Here is a 19,808-nt window from a genome sequence, read left to right as displayed (position 1 = left end):
TCCTTAATTTCCCTCCAGAGATGCCAGATATTCTTTTACTCTGCCATAATAGATGCGCAGGAACTTGTTGGCGCCGGCTGTCATGTAAACCAGATAGGGTTTGCCCTCGGCTCGCTTCTTATCCATGAAACGGTACACCGGGTCATCCTGGGGCTGTGTTTTTAGTAGGCAGTCCATAACCAGGAATAAGGCGCGGCGCAGCTCCGGCGGCCCGCTTTTGGAAACCCTCGTACTTTTGGCCTCGTGAGTGCCGGACTGGTCAGCGCCAGGGTCAACACCCGCGAAAGCGGTAATGGCGTTTCGGTGGGTAAACCGGGTCACATCACCAAGCTCCGCCATAAGTTGAGGGCCAAGGGAATCTCCCACTCCGTGCATGGCCATGACCACAGTGTATTCCGGGAGCTGGGCTGCCAGGGCCTGCATTTCAGCCTTGAGCCGTTCCAGAGAGGCAGAGACGGCGTTCAGCGCATCAATGGCCTGCCGGACCATGGTTTTGGTCAGAGCGTCCTTGGGGAGCATGGCAATCAGGTCCTGTGCTCCGGTGTGGACCTCAACGGCTTTGCTCTGCCTGAAGTTGTAGCCATGCCGTTTACACCACTTGCGGTAACGCTCGGCAAAGGCAGTGAGGCTCATGTTCCGCACGCAGTCTACATGCCAAAAGGTCGTGGCAAAGTCCACCCACTTCTGCGACCCATCCTCACGGACGGGGCTGTCAAAGAGGGTGTTGACACCGGGATAGGTCTGGTCAAGAAGGGCGATGAGGTTATTTTTCATCATCGTCTTGGTCTTGGAGTACAGACTCTGCTGCCGGTTCAGTGTTTTCAGTTGCATTCGAATCGTATCCATGGGTGTATGTTGGCGCAATTCTGCCCAGTTGTCAATACCGTACCGGGCAATCTTGCGGGAATCCGCCTTGTCTGTTTTCACTTTGCGCAAGGTGTTATTTCCGTAGTCCTTGATGAGCTTCGGATTGACTGCACTGACAAAGACGCCCTCCTCATGAAGAAAGCGGGCTACTGGCTCATAGTACCGTCCAGTGTGCTCCATGACTACCCGTGTCTCACCGTCCAGACTTTTCAAGTAATCTGCCAGCTCCTTGAGTTCGCTGCCGGTGTGACCAACAGAAAATGGTTTTGCCACCACTTCTCCAAAAGGACGGAGGACAGACACCATGCTCTTTCCTTTGGAAACATCGATCCCTGCCACATTGTTCATATTGATCGCTCCTCATCATGGATTTGTTTTGGCGACCAGCCATTCCACCATTGCCGATCCAATCTATTTGATGACACGGGCGCACCAAGGAGGTGGCTCAACCTGCATAAATCGAACGCTGCGAATGAGAGGCTGGCTGACGGACTTCGTCACGGACGCGCTGGTCCTTGGAGGTATACATCAGGCCAAGACTCTCTCATTCTAACAGCTTTGGCAACGATGCGGAAAAAGACACGGCTGGCTGCCGTGCCTTGATCCGTAAATATATTGTAATAGGAGGTGAGAACCCATGCTCATGCTGTGCGCCATTTTGTTCCCCATCCTTGCCGGGCTGGGCTTAGCGGCCTGGCGTCCCCATGGACGCATTGCCCGGCAGAACTACGTGCTGGCTTCGGCCTGTATCACCGCTGCCCTGGCTTTGTGGGCGGTATTTACCCTGCGGGATGGCCCGCTCTTCACGCTGCTGACCATGGGAGATCACCTGTCCATTGCGTTCCGGGTGGATGGCCTGTCCTGCTTGTTTGCAGCTCTGGTGTCGGTGCTGTGGCCGCTGGCCTGTCTGTACGCCGTGGAGTATATGAGCCGGGAGGGGCATGAGAACCGCTTTTTTACCTTCTATCTGGCCAGCTTCGGCGTGACCCTGGGCATCGCCTTCTCCGCCAACGCCTTGACCATGTACCTCTTTTACGAGTTGCTCACCCTGGCCACCCTGCCCCTGGTGATGCACGCTATGGACAGCAAGGTCCGCTACGCTGGGCGGGTGTATCTCACCTACTCCATGTGCGGGGCAGCTCTGGGTTTTCTGGCCATGGTCATGCTGCTGGAGCACGGGGGCACTGTGTTCCTCCTGGGCGGCAGTTTGGTGTGTCCTGCCGGCAAGGAGAATACCTTGCGGGCTGCTTATGTGCTGGGCTTTTTTGGCTTTGGCGTAAAGGCGGCGGTGTTCCCGGGGCACAAGTGGCTGCTGCGGGCTTCAGTGGCTCCCACGCCGGTGACCGCCCTGCTCCATGCGGTGGCGGTGGTGAAGGCGGGCGTGTTCGCCGTCACCCGCCTGACCTGGTACGGCTACGGACCTGCCCTTCTTCGGGGCTCCTGGGCCCAATACCTGGTGATGGGGGCGGCCATCTTTACCATTGTGTACGGTTCCTCCAAGGCGCTTCGCACCAAGCACTTAAAGCGCCGTCTGGCCTGGTCCACCATCAGTAACCTGTCCTATGTGCTGCTAGGCGTGACCACCCTGACCACCGCCGGACTGGCGGCGGGAATGGTCCATATGATCTTCCACGCCGTGCTGAAAATCACCCTGTTTTTCTGCGTGGGTGCGGTACATTACAAACTCCACCGGGACTTCGTCCCCGACGTGGAGGGCTGCGGCGTGCTGATGCCCATTGTGTTTGGATGCTTCGCCACAGCAAGCCTTGGGCTCATGGGTGTGCCGCCACTGGCGGGCTTTACCAGCAAGTGGATGCTGGCTACTTCAGCGGTTGGACTGGGGGAGTGGATCGGCTATTTGGCTGCGGCGGCTCTCATTTTGTCCGCCCTGCTCACCGCATTGTACCTGATGCAGATCGTGCTGCTGGCCTTTTTCCCCCGGCAGAACCGGCAGCTCACGGTCCGGGTACCCCGGCAGGCCCGACGGGACCCCGGTATCCGAATGATTTTGCCTCTAATTACCTTGTCGGTGGGGTCGGTGGCCCTGGGTCTGGGGGCCAACGCCCTGGTAGGGACAATCCAGACCTTGCTGGGCGCATAATGATAAAGACAGATTGGAAGGAAAGGAGGGAGAGTATATGTCCGACCTGCTGCTGATGCTGGTGTTTCTGCCCATGGCGGCGGGCCCCTTTGGGTTTTGGATGGGCCTGCGCTACCCCAAGGCGCGGGATACCTTTGTACTGGCGGTAGCGGTACTGGAGACCATGATGGTGGTCTCCCTGTGGACCAGCCCGGTGCTGGAGAGCGGAATTGACGGGTTCTGCGGCCTTGGGATCCGTTTTGTCTCCGGGGACTTCCATACTCTCATGGCCACCCTCACCGCCACAGGCTGGCTGGCGGCCACCATCTTCTGCCGGGAGTACATGGCCCACGTGGCCCGGCAGAACCGGTACTACCTCTTCTGGCTGATGACCCTGGGGGCCACCATGGGGGTGTTCCTGTCCGCCGATCTTTTTACCACCTTTATCTTCTTTGAGGTCATGTCCTTTACCTCCTTTGTGGCGGTCATTCAGACCGAGGAGCCGGAAGCCCTCCGGGCGGGAGACACCTACCTGGCGGTGGCGGTGATCGGCGGCCTGGCCGCTTTGACGGGGCTGTTTCTCCTCTATTTCCAGCTGGGTGCCTTGGAGTTCGAGGCCATGGGGGCGGCCGCCGCTGCTCTGGAGGACCGGAGCGTCCTGTGGGCCTCCGGCATCCTGATCCTCATCGGATTTGGAGCCAAAGCGGGCGCGTTTCCGCTGCATATCTGGCTGCCCACGGCCCATCCGGCGGCTCCGGCTCCCGCCTCTGCGGTGCTGTCCGGCGTCATTACTAAGACGGGCATCTACGGTGTGCTGGTGCTGTCCACCACCATCTTCCTCCACGATACAGGCTGGGGGATGGTGCTGGCGGTCATTGGCGGTATCACGATGGTGCTGGGGGCGGTGCTGGCAGTGTGCTCCATTGATCTGAAGCGTACCTTTGCCTGTTCCTCGGTGTCTCAGATCGGCTTTATCCTGGTGGGAGTGTCCATGCAGTGCCTGCTGGGGCACCACAACGCTCTGGCGGTGGATGGCACCATCCTGCACATCTTCAACCACTCCCTGATAAAAATGGTGCTCTTTCCCGCCGCCGGCGTCATCCATTTGTCCACCCACTCCTATGATCTCAACGAGGTGCGGGGCTTTGGCCGAAAGAAACCTCTGCTGGCGGTGCTTATGGGGGTGCCCATGCTCAGCCTGGCAGGACTGCCTCTGCTCAACGGCTATGTGAGCAAGACCCTGCTCCATGAGAGTATCGTGGAGTACATCCACTTGGCTCCGGAGTACGGGGTGCTGTTTACCGGCCTGGAGTGGCTGTTCCTGTTTTCCGGCGGGTTGACCCTGGCCTATATGCTGAAAGTGTTTGTGTGCCTCTTTGGGGAGAAGAATGCTCTGCCAGAGAAGGTGCTGGAGCAGAAGTGGCACGGCCCCAAGCCCTACATTGCTCCCGCTACCGCCGCCACCATGGGGGTCTATCTTGTGGGGATGGCCGTGCTGGGGATGGCTCCCAACTGGGGGATGGACTCCCTGGCCGCCGTGGCCCGGAGCTTTCTTCATGGAGAGGGTCCGGAACACGCGGTGGCCTACTTCTCTGCCGTCAATCTGCGGGGAGCGGCCATCTCTATTGTGGTGGGTTCGCTGGTCTACCTGCTGGTGGTGCGGCGGTGGCTCATCCGTCGGGGGAGGTACATAGATCCCATCCCCAAGTGGATGAACCTGGAATTTGGCCTCTACCGGCCTGCCCTGCGCTTTGCTGCTCAGGTGGCCATCGTGGCGGCCACTCTGGTGGACCGAATCCTGCCCCGGCTTATTTTCCACGGCATTCCCAGTCTGTTTACCCGGGGACACCAGGGGCTGTTGTCCCTGCGGGATAAGGCGGTCACCGCTCTCACCGGGTCGGAATATACCCCCCATCCCAGCGTGGAGCAGGCGGCGGACGACTACCACTTTGCCTTCTACTCCGACGACCCCAGACGCTCGGTGGGCTTTGTCCACTCCCTGGCCTTTGGTTTGATGCTTACAGGCCTGGGGCTGGTGTTTGGACTGCTGTTTATCCTGCTCCACGGATGAAAAAGTCCATCGAAAGTGGTCAGACGATAAAAAATATCCCACATCCTCCAAAAGTATGAAACCTCCTGTCCAGGAGATACTGAATGACACAGTATCCCCGGACAGGAGGTTTTTTTGTGGCCTGCCGTCCGGACGATCGCAACCAGTCACCGGCGGGAGGTTTTGGACATGCTGAATAAGGTAGAGCTGTGCGGGGTGAATACCGCCAAGCTGAAGGTGTTGAAGAATGAGGAGACCCAGGCCCTGCTGCGCCGGGCCAAAGAGGGGGACAAGCAGGCCCGGGAGGAGCTGATTGCCGGGAACCTGCGGCTGGTGTTGTCGGTGATCCACAAGTTTGCCAACCGGGGAGAGAACGTGGACGATCTGTTTCAGGTGGGCTGTATTGGCCTCATCAAAGCCATCGACAACTTCGACACCTCTCTGGATGTGAAGTTCTCCACCTACGGCGTGCCCATGATCGTGGGAGAGATCCGCCGCTACCTGCGGGACAACAGCGCCATGCGGGTGTCCCGGGCCATGCGGGATACCGCTTATAAGGTGCTCCAGGCCAAGGAGTCCTACATGGCCCAGCATCAGAAGGAGCCCAGTGTGGAGGAGATCGCCCAGATGCTGGGTATTAAGAGGGAGGAGGTCGTCTTCGCTCTGGATGCGATTTTGGACCCGGTGTCTCTGTATGAGCCCATCTACTCCGACAGCGGGGACACGGTGTGCGTAATGGACCAGGTGAAGGACAGTCGGAATACGGATGAGATGTGGCTGGAGCACATCGCCCTGAAGGAGGCGGTGTCCCGGCTCAGCGAGCGGGAACAGAAGATTTTGGCCATGCGCTTTTACCAGAGTAAGACCCAGGTGGAGGTGTCCCGGGAGATCGGCATCTCCCAGGCACAGGTGTCCCGGTTGGAGAAAAATGCCCTGCGGCAGATCCGGAAAGAGCTATAAAAAATCCGCCCGACGGAGCAGCGCTCCGCCGGGCGGCCAAATGATGCAATGGAATGGGAATGTTACGCGGCCAGCTTGGTCACGTCGTCCTTGTGGCCCATCCACTCCCGGACGATGAAGATGCCGAAGAACACCACGGCCACCACGATACCCACGGGGTAAGCGATGGAGGTGGACATGTTCAGGCACTCGGGAGCCTGGATGAAGTAGGTGATGGACACAGCGGACATAAAGGTGGCAGGCAGGGCAGCCATCATGCAGGCGATGGGGGGGAAACCGTTGCGGTGCAGATACACAGCGCCGGCCCACAGCACCATCATAGCCAGGGTCTGGTTGGACCAGGAGAAGTACTTCCACAGGGTGGCGAAGTCGCCCCACTGGGTGAGCAGAGCACCCACGCCCAGAACAGGCACGGACAGCAGCAGGCGGTTCTTCCAGTTGCCCTGGTCGATGTGGAACCAGTCAGACAGGGTCAGACGGGCGGAACGGAAGGCAGTGTCGCCGGAGGTGATGGGGCAGGCAATAACGCCCAGCAGAGCCAGAACGCCGCCCACAGGGCCCATCATGGACTGGCAGATTTCGTTGACGACCACGGACTGGCCACCGGCCAGAGCCTCGTTCAGGGAGCCCACGGAGCCATAGAAGGTGACGCCGGCGGCAGCCCAGATCAGGGCGATGATGCCCTCAGTGACCATGGCGCCGTAGAAAATGGTGCGGCCCTCTTTCTCAGAGGTCATGCAGCGGGCGACCATGGGGGACTGGGTGGCGTGGAAGCCGGAGATAGCGCGCAGGCCACGCTGACGAACATCTGAGCCCAGATGGGGGTGTTGGTGGGATGGCCCATGCCCTCTACGCCGATGTACTCCCACAGTTCAGGCATCTGAGCGCGGTAGCTGCCGTCAACAAGCATCACGCCGGCAATGCCCACAGCCATGATGATCAGGCAGGCGCCGAAGATGGGATAGAGCTTGCCGATGACCTTGTCGATGGGCAGGAAGGTGGCGATGAAGTAGTAGATCAGTACCACAGCCAGCCAGAAGTTGGCGTCCAGGGTCTCAGGAGTCAGGATAGCCAGCAGCTGGGCGGGGTTCTTGGAGAAGTTGACGCCCACCAGGATCAGCAGGATCACGGAGAATACACGCATGACCTGCAGCATGAACTTGCCCAGATACTTACCAACGATCTCGGAAATGGAAGCGCCGTCGTGCCGCTCGCTGAGCATGCCGGACAGATAGTCATGCACGCCGCCGCCCAGGATGGTACCAAAGACGATCCACAGGTACACACGGGGACCCCAGCAGGCACCGGCCAGAGCGCCGAAGATGGGACCCAGACCGGCGATGTTCAGCAGCTGAATGAGGAACAGCCGCCAAGTCTTCATGGGGGTGTAGTCCACGCCGTCGGGGTGGGCCACAGCCGGGGTCTGGCGATCATCCACACGGAAGACCTTCTCGATGAGCTTGCTGTACAGGGCAAAACCCACGATCAGGACAACCAGAGAGATCAGGAACGTAATCATAATGTTTTCCCTCCTACGATTGCCGCGCCCCCTGCTCCGCCAGGCGGTGCGAAAAAAATTGGCGTGCGGAGCCGCCGCCCCACAGTGGCATCATTTGGATTTGGCAAAACACTGTGCGGCCCCCTTCCACAGGGAAGGGGGCCAGGGCGGAGGCGGTCTGTACAGGCCGCCTCCCAAGCGGCTATATTATAGCACCAAAGGCAGGGAAGTCAAGCCTATATTTGGAGGTTCTGACAGTTAATTTTTCGTTAAAAAAATTTTTTACTAATAGTACGAAGTGTGTCCTTAGCTGGAAATTGACTGGAATAAGCCCGGCGTTATCCCAGGGCCACATCCAGAATCATCATCAGTAAGAAGCCTACCATCACCCCATAAGTACCGCCGTGGGTCTGGTGGTCGTGGCGCAGATTGGCCTCGGGGATCAGCTCCTCCACCACCACATAGAGCATGGCGCCCGCTGCAAAGGAGAGAAGCCAGGGCAGAGCCACCTGCACCGTTCCCGCTGCAAGTACGGTGAGCAGGGCGGCAATGGGCTCCACCGCGCCGGAAGCCGCACCGATGAGAAAAGACTTGGTACGGCTCAGGCCTGCCTGCCGCAGGGGCAGGGAGATGGCCGCTCCCTCAGGAAAGTTCTGGATGCCGATACCCAGGGCCAAAGCTCCGGCGGCGGGCAGCAGCTCGCTTTGTCCCTGAGCGGCCAAAGCGAAGGATACGCCTACCGCCATTCCTTCCGGTATGTTGTGCAGAGTGATGGCCAGGATGAGCAGTGCGTTTTGGGCGCTGTGGCGGTCTCCCGACTGGAGCAGTTCGGGGGAGAGGTGGGGGAGCAGGCCATCCATGGCCACCAGAAAGAGGATGCCCAGGGCGGAGCCGCCGGCGGCGGGCAGCCAGCCGGGCAGACCCAGTTCCTGGGCTTCCTCAATGGCCGGGATCAGCAGAGACCACATGCTGGCGGCGATCATCACCCCGGCGGCAAAGCCCAGCATAATACGGTGGAGGTTGGGGGAAATCTGGTTGCGGAACAAAAAGACCATGGCCGCCCCCAAAGCGGTCATAAGAAAGGTGAAGCCGGTTCCGCTGCCGGCCCACAGAAGTGCCTGAGTCAAGAAAAAAACTCCTTTCCTGGCCGGAGTGGGACAAAGACTCCGGCGGATATGATTGAGGGTGCGCTGTCTCAGCCTATGACAGCAGACCGCTGGGGGTTCGTGGGCCGGGCAGAGGGACAGAAAGGAAAAAAATTTACGGGAAACCCCTAGGCAAACGGGAATAATTACGCTAAAATAGGAGGCGATAAACTTGGGAAGGGTCGGGAGAGAGTATGCGGCGGTCAGCTGGGCACGGCGCCTTCCCACCATTATGAATTGCAAGGAGTGTTTCCCATGGAGAAGCCAAAATATAAACGCGTACTGCTGAAGATCAGCGGTGAGGCCCTGGCGGGCGAGGCCAGCCGCGGGCTGGACTTCCACGTCATCGGCCAGGTGTGCGACGTGGTGAAAAAGTGCGTGGAGCTGGGCGTCCAGGTCGGTATCGTGGTAGGCGGCGGCAACTTCTGGCGCGGTGTCAAGGACGGCGGCGACCAGATGGTCCGGGTCCGTGCTGACCACATGGGCATGCTGGCCACCACCATCAACGCCCTGGCTGTGGCCGATGTGCTGGAGCAGAAGGGTGTGGAGGTCCGGGTGCAGACCGCCATTGAGATGCGTTCTGTGGCTGAGCCCTATATCCGCTCCCGTGCCATCCGTCACCTGGAGAAGGGCCGCGTGGTCATCTTCGGCTGCGGCACCGGCAACCCCTTCTTCTCCACCGATACAGCCGCGGTCCTCCGCGCCGCTGAGATCGACGCCGAGGTCATCCTGCTGGCCAAGAACATCGACGGCGTCTATTCCGCCGATCCCAAGAAGGTCCCCGACGCGGTGAAGTACGATTCCATCACCTACGCCGATGTGCTGGCTCAGCGCCTGCAGGTCATGGACTCCACCGCCACTTCTCTGTCTATGGATAACAAGATCCCTGTGCTGCTCTTTGCCCTGAAGGACCCCGAGAACATTCTGCGGGCCGTGATGGGAGAGAAGATCGGCACCATCGTCCAGGGCTGAGCCCCTCCCGGACGGTTTTTACCTTTAACTTAGAAAGGAAGATCAGACTATGAGCCCTGAGACGAAAGCCTATGACCAGAAAATGATCAAGACCATCGAAGTGGTGAAAGCCAACTTCGCCTCCGTTCGGGCCGGCCGGGCCAACGCCGGTGTGCTGGACCGCATCATGGTGGAATACTATGGCACCCCCACCCCCCTCAACCAGGTGGCTGCCATTTCCTCCCCCGATCCCCGTACCCTGACCGTTCAGCCCTGGGACGCCTCCCTGCTCAAGGCCATTGAGAAGGCCATCCAGACCTCCGATCTGGGTATCAACCCCCAGAACGACGGACGGCTGATCCGCCTGGCTTTCCCCCAGCTCACCGAGGAGCGCCGTAAGGAGCTGACCAAGCAGGTGCGCAAGTACAGCGAGGAGGGCAAGGTGGCCCTGCGCAACATCCGCCGGGACGCCATGGATGAATTCAAGAAAAAGAAGAAGGCCTCCGAGATCACCGAGGACGACCTCAAGGAGCTGGAAAAGGAGCTTCAGGACCTTACCGATAAGCGCTGTAAGGACATCGACGAGCTGACCGTGAAAAAAGAGCAGGAGCTCATGGCGGTGTAATCGTCCAAAATAATCGGCAAGATGCAGAAAGGAGCACTCCCTTCTGCATTTTGCCTGCTTTTGGGAGATTCCCACAACGCTGCGGGAAGGAATAGAAGTTATGGCTTTTTTTAAATCCAAAGAGGACCGGCAGGTCCAGGTGGATTTTGACCATCTGCCCCAGCACATTGCCATTATTATGGACGGCAATGGGCGCTGGGCCAAAAAGCGGGGGCTGCCCCGCACCGCCGGCCATGCCGCCGGCGCGGAGAACTTCCGCACCATCGCCACCTACTGTAAGGACATCGGCCTGGACTACCTCACCGTCTACGCCTTTTCTACGGAAAACTGGAAACGGCCCGCGGAAGAGGTGGGGGCCATCATGGGCCTTTTGAAGAAGTATCTGCTGGAGGCCATCGGCCGTATGGAGCGGGACCGGGTGAAGATGGAGTTTTTCGGCGATCTGTCGCCCCTCACCCCGGAACTGCGGGAGCTGTGTGAGCGCACCCGGGAGATCTCCAAGCACTACGAAGGCTGCCAGGTAAACATCTGCCTCAACTACGGCGGCCGGGACGAGCTGCTGCGGGCGGCCCGGGCATATGCTCAGGACTGCCTGGAGGGAAAGGCCGACCCCAACCATCTGGGGGAGAGCGAGTTTTCCGACTACCTCTTCTCCCGTGGAGTGCCCGACCCCGATCTGGTCATCCGGCCCAGCGGTGAGCTGCGGCTGTCCAACTTCCTGCTCTGGCAGTCCGCTTATGCGGAATTTTACTTCACCGACGTGCTGTGGCCCGACTTCTCCAAGGAGGAGCTGCACAAGGCCATCGCGGCCTTCCAGGGCCGTTCCCGCCGGTTTGGAGGTGTATGACTTGCTGACACGGATTATCGTGGCCGTGGTATTGGCGCCCCTGTTTTTTGTAGTCCTCTTTTTCCTGGACTCCATCTGGCTGGCGGCGTTGATGGCCGCAATCTGCGCCATGGCATCTTTTGAACTGCTGCGGGCCACCAAGGTGGCCCACCACAACGGTATGTACTTCTTCACCGCCCTGGCTGCTGCCGCCATTCCAGTTGGCTGTTGGCTGGGACTTGGGTACCTGGTGGTTCCCATGGCGGCAGTATTTTTGATGCTGACCCTGTTCGGCATCGCTATCCGTCTGTATGACGAGGAGCGGACTGTGCGGGTGGAGGACGTGTTCATGTGCATGTTTGGGGGGCTGGTGATCCCCATGTGCCTGTCCGCCCTGGTACAGCTTAAGTGCATGGACCACGGCCAGTACCTGGTGCTGCTGCCTGTGATCTGTGCGTTTCTTACCGATGCCGGAGCCTATTTTGCCGGCGTGTTCCTGGGTAAGCACCGGGGCATCACCAAGGTCAGCCCCAACAAATCCCTGGAGGGCTACATCGGTGGCATCCTGTCCGGCGGCATTTTCCTGCTGCTCTACGGTGTGATTCTGCAGCAGTTTGCCGGGTTGACGGTTTCTCTGCCCATCATGGCGATATATGGCCTCATCGGCAGCGCGGTGACCGAGGTAGGCGACCTGTCCTTTTCCCTCATCAAGCGGCAGTTTGGCATCAAGGACTATGGTGACCTGCTGCCCGGCCACGGAGGTATGCTGGACCGGTTCGACTCCATGACCTTTGCCGCCCCCACCTTGCTGATCCTGGTATTGCTGATCCCCGCATTTTGATCTGCCGCGGCGCGCGAAGGGGACTTCGCGCGCCGTTTTTTTCATCGGGGCTGTGCCCTGGAACGAAAGGAGTGTAACCAAATGAGATCCTGCTGTATTTCCCTGCTGGGTTCCACCGGTTCGATTGGCCGGCAGTCTCTGGAGGTGATCCAGGCCTGCGGCATGAAAGTGGGCGCCCTTACCGCCAAATCCAATGTGGCGCGGATGGAGAAGCAAGCACGGCAGTTCCAGCCGGAATTGGCGGTGATGATGGATGAACAGGCTGCCGCCGACCTGAAGGTTCGCCTGGCCGACACTCCGGTGCGGGTGGTCGGGGGACTGGAGGGCCTGCTGGAAGCCGCTGAGCTGCCTAAGGCCGACACGGTGATCACCGCCGTGGTAGGTATGGTGGGTCTGCGTCCCACCATGGCCGCCATCCGGGAAGGCAAGCGCATTGCTCTGGCCAATAAGGAGACTTTGGTGTGTGCCGGACAGCTGGTGACAGAGGAGGCCCGGGACTACGGGGCCAAGATCCTGCCGGTGGACTCGGAACACTCCGCCCTGTTTCAGTCCCTCCAGGGGTGCAAGGACAGGGGAGAGGTGAAGCGTCTGATCCTGACCTGTTCCGGAGGTCCCTTCTTTGGTAAGACACGCAAGGAGCTGGAAGGAATGACAAGGGAAGATGCTTTACATCATCCAAACTGGTCTATGGGTGCAAAGATTACGGTGGACTCCGCCACTCTGATGAATAAGGGCCTGGAATTTATCGAGGCCATGCACCTCTACCAGATGCCCCCGGAGAAAATTTCCATTGTAGTGCATCGGGAGAGTATCATTCACTCCCTGGTGGAATACTGTGATAACGCAATGATTGCCCAGATGGGTACGCCGGACATGCGTCTGCCCATCCAGTACGCCCTGACCTGGCCGGAGCGTGTAGTGGGTCCCGCCACGCCTCTTGATCTGTGCAGCTGCGGCCCTCTCACCTTTGCCCAGCCTGACACGGAGACCTTCCAGTGCCTGGCTCTGGCGCTGGAGGCAGCAAAGACCGGCGGCACCGCCGGAGCCATCCTCAACGGTGCCAATGAGGCCGCGGTGGCCCTCTTCCTGGAGGGCAAGATCGGCTTTTTGGACATTGCAGATCGGGTGCGTCGGGCTATGGAGCAGGTGAAGGTGATTGCTGATCCCTCCATGACTCAGGTGCTGGAGGCTGATGCCGCCGCCCGGGAGGCTGTGCTGTCTGTGTGACGAAACCCCTAATTTCTGGCTGCTTATTTTGGAGGTCCTATGGTCTATATTCTTGTCGCTATCCTCATGTTCGGCGTGCTCATCGCCGTACACGAATTCGGTCACTTCATCACCGCAAAACTCTTTGGCATCCGGGTCAATGAGTTCTCCATTGGCATGGGACCCGCTCTGTTTAAACGGGAGAAAGGTGAAACACTTTACAGCTTGCGTCTGCTGCCCATAGGCGGCTACTGCGCCATGGAGGGGGAAGACGAGGAGTCAGACGATCCCCGGGCCTTTGGCAACGCGGCGGCCTGGAAAAAGGTGATCGTGCTGGTGGCGGGCGCCTTTATGAATTTCCTCACCGGCCTCATTATCGTGCTGGTCCTGTATGCGCCCGCCCAGGGCTTTTACCAGGAGATCTACGCCGGATCCATGGAGGGCTATGGCACGGAGGATTGCGGACTCCAGGAGGGCGACCGTTTCCTGTCAGTGGATGGCCACAAGGTGCTGACCTACGGCAATGCTCAGTTCTATATGGGCCGGGCGGGGGACACCATGGACCTGGTGGTGGAGCGCGACGGCGAAAAGGTGTATCTGGACAATGTCTCCCTGCCCCGGCAGGAGCGTACCGATGAGGAGGGCAACACAACCAACTACCGTGGTATCACCATCGGTGCCCAGGTATTGCCTGCCGGTTTAGGGACCAAACTGATTTACAGCTGGAATACCACGCTGGACTATGTGCGTCTGGTGTGGGTGAGCCTTGGCGACCTGGTACGGGGTGCGGTAGGCATTAAGGACCTGTCCGGCCCGGTGGGTATCGTGGACACCATGTCTCAGGTGGGCAGCCAGTCGGCCAGCGTGGGTGCGGCCATCCAGAATCTGCTGTGGCTGGCGGCGCTGATCGCGGTAAACCTGGCGGTCATGAACCTGCTGCCTCTGCCTGCTCTGGACGGCGGCCGGGTATTTTTCCTGCTGCTCAACGGGGTGCTGTTTGCCCTGTTTAAGAGAAAAATTGACGCCAAGTATGAGGGGTATGTCCATCTGGCCGGGCTGGCAGCACTGATGACTCTGATGCTGATGGTCACTTTCAGCGACATTGGCAAGATCATCGCCCGCTAAGTCGTTCTCAAAAGCGCTGAAAGCGCTTTTGAGAAAAAGACTGCACGCAAGACAGACCTCGATTCCTTCGGAAAAGTCGGTCTGTCTTGTGTGAGAAGTGTTATTTCCGACGCGCATCCCCCAGGGGACCCTCTCTTGCCCTTTCAGGGCAATTCACCTTGTGTCGCCGGAAATAACAGGATTAGACTTTATTCCGCCGCCTGCGGGCGACGGAACTCCTTGCAGGAGAGCTTTTTTCACCTAAAAGCAAAACAAAACTCGTGCAACATGTAATGTTGCACTCGAAAGTTTTTGCCCTGCTTTTTACAAAAAGCGGGTGGGGTCCAGGGGCAAAGCCCCTGGGGGAGGAGGAAGACAGATGACCAAGCAGATCAAAGTAGGCAACGTTCTGGTGGGCGGCGGCGCGCCGGTGTCCATCCAGTCTATGACCAACACCCGCACCGACGACGTGGAGGCTACCCTGCGCCAGATTCGGGAGCTGGCCGCCGCCGGATGCGAGATCATCCGGGTGGCCGTGCCCGATATGGCGGCGGCCAAGGCGGTGGGTAAGATCAAGGAGCAGTGTCCTCTGCCACTGGTGGTGGATATCCACTTCGACTACAAGCTGGCCCTGGAGGCCATTGCCGCCGGAGCGGACAAGGTGCGCATCAACCCGGGCAACATCGGCAGCGAAGACCGGGTGAAGGCGGTGGCCGACGCTTGCCGCCAGAAGAATATCCCCATCCGCATCGGGGTGAACGGCGGCTCTCTGGAGAAGCCCCTGCTGGCCAAATACGGCGGTGTGTGCCCCGAAGCCATGGTGGAGTCCGCCTTCGGCCACATTCGGCTCCTCAACAAATTTGACTTTGACGATATCTGTGTGTCGCTGAAATCCTCCAGCGTGCCCATGACCATGAAAGCCTATCAGATCATGTCGCAGGAAAGCAATTATCCTTTACATATTGGGGTGACCGAGGCTGGTACCGTCCGCATGGGCACTCTGAAATCCGCCGTGGGCATCGGAGGTCTGTTGGCTCTGGGCATCGGCGACACCATGCGGGTATCCCTGTCCGCCGACCCGGTGGAGGAGGTCTATGCCGCCCGGGACATCCTGAAGGCGGCGGGCATCCGCAAAGAGGGGGCCGAGCTGGTGTCCTGCCCCACCTGCGGACGTACCCGCATCGATCTCATTTCCCTGGCCGGGGAGGTGGAGGAGCGGCTCAAGACCGTGGACAAGCCCATCACCGTGGCGGTCATGGGCTGTGTGGTCAACGGTCCCGGCGAGGCCAGCGCCGCCGACTGCGGCATCGCCGGCGGCGTAGGGGAGGGCCTGCTGTTCAAGAAGGGCCAGATCATCAAGAAGGTGCCCCAGGACCAGTTGGTGGACGAGCTGTTCGCCCTCATCGATACCCTGTAATCGCATAAACACAAAGGAGAGGCGCAATGTCCCAAAAAATACCCTTTTTAGAGATGTTCGCCGCCCTGAACCAGTGGCAGGAGTTTGTCAACGCCATGGAGGGGTGGCTGATTGTAGAGGCCGCCATCGACCGGAAGACCCGCAGTGCGGTGGTGACGGTGGAGGGAGCCGGCGGTGCCGGGCCCAACCTCATTGCCCAGGCGGAGGAGGCGGTGGCCCGGTGCTACGGGCTAAACTCTGTAAAGCTAAAACCCATTACAGAAGAGAAGGCGAAGGCGGTTGAGCCGGAGGTGCCTCAACCTGCTCCTGCACCTCAGCCTGAAGCGCCCAAAGCGCAGGAGGAGCAGCCTGCGGCCGCTTCTGCCCAGCCGCAAAAGCCCCAGGAGCCCCAGGACGCCTTTGCCCGGGCGGAGGCCATCCGTGCCGCCGCGCTGAAAAAAGTGAAGCGTGCCGCGCCCTCTGCCTCCGGCAAAAAAGGAGAGAAGAAGGACAATGGCCGGGCCATCTTCGGCAAGGTCATCAAGCGCGCTCCGGTGCCCATCGGGGAGCTGGAGCTGGACATGGGCATGGTGGTCATCGAGGGCGACGTATTTGCCATCGAGAACCGGGAGCTGAAAAAGCGCAACTCCTGGGTGGTGGCCTTTGACGTTACCGACTACACCAGTTCCATCCGGGTGAGCAAGTTCTTCCCTCAGGCTGACGAGGCCAAACCCTTGGTGGACGGGATAAAGAAAGGCATGCACCTTGTCATTCAGGGGCGGCTGAACATGGACCGCTTCTACGGCGATATGGTGCTGGAGCCGGTGGCCGTGATGGCGGGGAAGAAAGAAATGCGCATGGACAACGCCCCGGAAAAGCGGGTGGAGCTCCATCTGCATACCACCATGTCCGCCATGGATGCCCTCACTGCCGTGGGTCCCAAGCTGGGACCGGAGCGCAACGTGGTGAAGCGGGCGGAGGCCTGGGGCCACCGGGCCATCGCCATCACCGACCACGGTGTAGCCCAGTCCTTCCCGGATGCCTGGCATTCGGCGAAAAATATCAAGCTGCTCTACGGCGTGGAGGCCTACTTCATCAACGATGTGGACGACCGGGTGGTGGTCCACGGTCAGCCCTGCCAGGATTTTTCCCAGGAAATCGTCTGCTTTGATATTGAGACCACCGGCCTGGACAAGCGCCGGGAGGTCATCATCGAGATCGGCGCGGCAGTGCTGAAAAACGGAGAGGTCACCGAAACCTTTAACACCTTCGTAGCCCCCGGGCGTATTCTCAGCCCGGAGATCATCCACCTCACCGGCATCACCGACGAGATGCTGGTAGGGGCGCCCTCTCAGGAGGAGGCCCTGCGGGCCTTTTTGGACTTCGTGGGGGACCGGCCTCTGGCCGCTCACAACGCGGAGTTTGACATGGGCTTTATCTCCACCGGCTGCCGGAAATACGGGATCCCCTTTACCAATCCCTCCATTGACAGCCTGATTTTGGCCCAGAACCTGCTGCCGGAGCTGGGCAAGTATAAGCTGGACATTGTGGCCGAGTACCTCCAGCTGCCCGCCTTCAACCACCACCGGGCCAGCGACGACGCGGCCACAGTGGCCTATATGCTGCCTCCTTTCTTTGAGAAGCTGGAGGCCATGGGAGTCCACCGTCTGGAGGACATCAACGCCGCGATGCCCAAGCTGCGCAAGGGTGGAAAGGCCCGGCGGCAGCCCAAGCACCTCATCGTGCTGGCCAAAAACCAGACGGGTCTTCGCAATCTCTACAAGCTCATCTCTCTGGCCCACCTGGAGCACTTCAAGCGCTACCCCATAATGCCTAAGTCGGTCATCAACGAGAACCGGGAAGGGCTCATCATCGGCTCGGCCTGCGAGGCGGGCGAGCTGTTCCAGGCGGTGACGGCGGACAAGGACTGGGAGGAGCTCAAGCGCATTGCCTCCTGGTACGACTTTTTGGAGATCCAGCCCATCTGCAACAACATGTTTATGCTCCGCAAGGGCATGGTGCGCTCGGAAGAGGAACTGCGGGATTTCAACCGCACGGTGGTGCGGCTGGGAGAGGAGCTGGGTAAGCCGGTGTGCGCCACCGGCGACGTCCACTTCCTGGACCCGGAGGACGAGATTTACCGCCACATCCTGCTGGCCTCCAAGGGCTTTGAGGACGCGGATGAGGCCCTGCCCATCTACTTCAAAACCACGGACGAGATGCTCCAGGAGTTTGCCTATCTGGGCAAGGAGAAGGCCTATGAGGTGGTGGTAAAGAACACCAACCTGATTGCCGACTGGTGTGACCCCATCAAGCCGCTGCCCCAGGGCCTGTTCGCCCCGAAACTGGAGGACTCCGACGGAGAACTGAAACGCCTGGTGTGGGGGAAAGCCCATGAGCTTTACGGCGATGAGCCTCCACAGATCGTGGTGGACCGCATCAACGTGGAGCTGGGCGACATCATCCGCTGTAAATATGACGTTATTTATATGTCCGCCCAGAAGCTGGTGCAGAACTCCCTGGAGCACGGCTATCTGGTAGGCTCCCGTGGTTCGGTAGGCTCCTCTCTGGTGGCCTTCATGTCGGGTATCACCGAGGTAAACTCCCTGCCTGCCCACTACCGCTGTCCCAAGTGTAAGCACTCCGACTTTGACTACGCCCAGGATCCCGCCCACCCCTACGGCTGCGGAGCGGATATGCCCGACGCGGTGTGCCCCATCTGCGGCACGCCTTATATGAAGGACGGCTTCAACATCCCCTTCGAAACCTTCCTGGGTTTCGGCGGCGACAAGGTGCCTGATATCGACCTGAACTTTTCCGGCGAGTATCAGTCCAGCGCCCACAGATATACCTTCGAGCTCTTCGGACAGACCCACGTGTTCCGTGCCGGTACCATCGGCACCGTGGCGGAAAAGACCGCCTTCGGTTACGTGAAAAAGTACCTGGATGAGCGGGGAAAGATGGCCTCCAAGGCGGAGGAGAACCGTCTGGCCATCGGCTGCACCGGCGTCAAGCGCACCACCGGCCAGCACCCCGGCGGCATGGTGGTTATTCCCCAGGACAAGGAGATCTACGACTTCTGTCCCGTCCAGCACCCCGCCGATGACCCCAACAGCGACATTGTCACCACCCACTTCGAATATCACTCCATGGAGAGTAACCTGCTGAAGCTGGACATGCTGGGACACGATGATCCCACCATGATCCGTATGCTGGAGGACCTCACCGGGGTGAACGCCCGTACCGACATCCCCCTGGACGACAAGGACACCATGTCCATCTTCCAGTCCTCCAAGGCTCTGGGCTATGAGAACGACAAGATCCTGGGTCCCACCGGCGGCACTGCCATCCCGGAGTTTGGCACCAGCTTTGTCCGCGGCATGCTGGAGGACACCCAGCCCGACCAGTTTGATATCCTGGTGCGGCTGTCCGGCTTCTCCCACGGTACCGACGTGTGGCTGGGCAACGCCAAGGACCTCATTACCTCGGGTACCGCCAAGGTCAGCGAGGCCATTGGCTGCCGTGACGACATCATGCTGTTTTTGATCTCCAAGGGCATGGACCCCAAGCGCTCCTTCAAGATCATGGAGGCGGTGCGTAAGGGCAGGGGACTGCCCGAGGGGGCGGAGGACGAGATGCGGGAGCACGGGGTGCCCGAGTGGTATATCGGCTCCTGTAAAAAGATCGCCTACCTGTTCCCCAAGGCCCACGCCGTGGCCTACGTGATGATGGCCTTCCGTATCGCTTGGTTCAAGGTCCACCGGCCCTTGGCCTTCTACGCTGCTTACTTCTCCATCCGGGCCAAGGCCTTTGACGAGGCCTACATGTGCCGGGGCATGGACGTGTGCCAAAAGAAGATGCGGGAGATCATCGCCAAGGACAAGGATGCCTCCGCCGTGGAGCAGGACATGCTCACCACCCTGGAGGTCTGCTACGAGTTCTATCTCCGGGGATTTACCTTCCGGCGTATGGATATCTACCAGTCCGACGCCGTCCACTTTAAGATGGACCTGGAAAATAACGCCCTCATCCCGCCCTTTGTGTCGGTGGCTGGCCTGGGTGAGACGGCGGCCATCTCTCTGGCAGAGCAGCGCAAGGGAAAAAATTTTATCTCCATCGAGGAGGTCGCCGCTGCCTGTCCCAAGGTGTCCAAGACTCATATCGAGCTATTGAAGGAAGCAGGGGCCTTCGGCGATTTACCTGAAACTAGTCAGCTAAACCTGTTTTCCATGTTTTGATGTAAAAAGCCTCAGAATCCA

The 19,808-nt window shown here is 59.6% G+C and carries 13 protein-coding genes and 1 pseudogene; 11 read left to right on the top strand and 3 right to left on the bottom strand.

Going from position 1 to position 19,808, the window contains the following annotated elements:
* Nucleotides 1–3: 3 nt before the first annotated feature.
* Entirely contained in the window at nucleotides 4–1,215 is a 1,212-nt protein-coding gene (locus ACLTXB_RS07240) for an IS110 family transposase (protein WP_428226363.1), read from the bottom strand.
* 289 nt (nucleotides 1,216–1,504) lie between these two features.
* Here ACLTXB_RS07240 and ACLTXB_RS07235 point away from each other — a divergent pair, with 289 nt between their 5' ends.
* From ACLTXB_RS07235 to sigG, 3 genes are all read left to right on the top strand, one after another.
* Entirely contained in the window at nucleotides 1,505–2,968 is a 1,464-nt protein-coding gene (locus tag ACLTXB_RS07235) for a complex I subunit 5 family protein (RefSeq protein WP_428226532.1), read from the top strand.
* 37 nt (nucleotides 2,969–3,005) lie between these two features.
* Nucleotides 3,006–5,018, top strand: coding sequence for a complex I subunit 5 family protein (locus tag ACLTXB_RS07230; RefSeq protein ID WP_428226531.1), 2,013 nt, complete (start codon nucleotides 3,006–3,008; stop codon nucleotides 5,016–5,018).
* A 168-nt stretch (nucleotides 5,019–5,186) separates the two neighbouring features.
* Nucleotides 5,187–5,957, top strand: a complete 771-nt coding sequence (gene sigG / locus ACLTXB_RS07225) for an RNA polymerase sporulation sigma factor SigG (RefSeq protein ID WP_008980911.1) — start codon at nucleotides 5,187–5,189, stop codon at nucleotides 5,955–5,957.
* Nucleotides 5,958–6,019: 62 nt separating this feature from the next.
* Here sigG and ACLTXB_RS07220 read toward each other — a convergent pair.
* A pseudogene (locus ACLTXB_RS07220) lies at nucleotides 6,020–7,476 on the bottom strand (carbon starvation CstA family protein).
* A 317-nt stretch (nucleotides 7,477–7,793) separates the two neighbouring features.
* Complete coding sequence (locus tag ACLTXB_RS07215) at nucleotides 7,794–8,531, bottom strand: ZIP family metal transporter (RefSeq protein ID WP_374736874.1); 738 nt, start codon at nucleotides 8,529–8,531, stop codon at nucleotides 7,794–7,796.
* Between the two features lie 324 nt (nucleotides 8,532–8,855).
* On the opposite strand from ACLTXB_RS07215, the gene pyrH reads away from it, so the two are divergent.
* The 8 genes from pyrH (at nucleotide 8,856) to ACLTXB_RS07175 (ending at nucleotide 19,787) form a co-directional block, all read left to right on the top strand.
* Complete coding sequence (pyrH, locus tag ACLTXB_RS07210) at nucleotides 8,856–9,572, top strand: UMP kinase (protein ID WP_020989683.1); 717 nt, start codon at nucleotides 8,856–8,858, stop codon at nucleotides 9,570–9,572.
* Between the two features lie 49 nt (nucleotides 9,573–9,621).
* On the top strand, nucleotides 9,622–10,176 hold the full coding sequence (gene frr / locus ACLTXB_RS07205) for a ribosome recycling factor (RefSeq protein ID WP_008980907.1): 555 nt from the start codon (nucleotides 9,622–9,624) through the stop codon (nucleotides 10,174–10,176).
* A gap of 100 nt (nucleotides 10,177–10,276) precedes the next feature.
* Nucleotides 10,277–11,023, top strand: coding sequence for an isoprenyl transferase (locus tag ACLTXB_RS07200; RefSeq protein WP_428226530.1), 747 nt, complete (start codon nucleotides 10,277–10,279; stop codon nucleotides 11,021–11,023).
* Nucleotide 11,024: 1 nt separating this feature from the next.
* Nucleotides 11,025–11,843, top strand: coding sequence for a phosphatidate cytidylyltransferase (locus tag ACLTXB_RS07195; protein ID WP_428226529.1), 819 nt, complete (start codon nucleotides 11,025–11,027; stop codon nucleotides 11,841–11,843).
* An 81-nt stretch (nucleotides 11,844–11,924) separates the two neighbouring features.
* The gene (locus ACLTXB_RS07190) at nucleotides 11,925–13,070 is read left to right on the top strand and encodes a 1-deoxy-D-xylulose-5-phosphate reductoisomerase (protein ID WP_428226528.1); all 1,146 of its coding nucleotides are present in this window, start codon (nucleotides 11,925–11,927) and stop codon (nucleotides 13,068–13,070) included.
* A 39-nt stretch (nucleotides 13,071–13,109) separates the two neighbouring features.
* Nucleotides 13,110–14,174 carry a M50 family metallopeptidase gene (locus ACLTXB_RS07185; protein WP_428226527.1) on the top strand — a complete coding sequence of 355 codons (1,065 nt, stop codon included), beginning with the start codon at nucleotides 13,110–13,112 and terminating at the stop codon, nucleotides 14,172–14,174.
* Between the two features lie 358 nt (nucleotides 14,175–14,532).
* The gene (gene ispG, locus ACLTXB_RS07180) at nucleotides 14,533–15,570 is read left to right on the top strand and encodes a flavodoxin-dependent (E)-4-hydroxy-3-methylbut-2-enyl-diphosphate synthase (RefSeq protein WP_428226526.1); all 1,038 of its coding nucleotides are present in this window, start codon (nucleotides 14,533–14,535) and stop codon (nucleotides 15,568–15,570) included.
* Between the two features lie 26 nt (nucleotides 15,571–15,596).
* A complete protein-coding gene (locus tag ACLTXB_RS07175; protein WP_428226525.1) occupies nucleotides 15,597–19,787 on the top strand; it encodes a PolC-type DNA polymerase III in 4,191 nt (1,396 codons plus the stop codon).
* The last annotated feature ends 21 nt before the right edge of the window (nucleotides 19,788–19,808 follow it).

This window comes from Flintibacter sp. (assembly GCF_046973065.1).
Note: the sequence above shows the minus strand (reverse complement) of the source record. Positions and strands in the feature narration are given on the sequence as shown.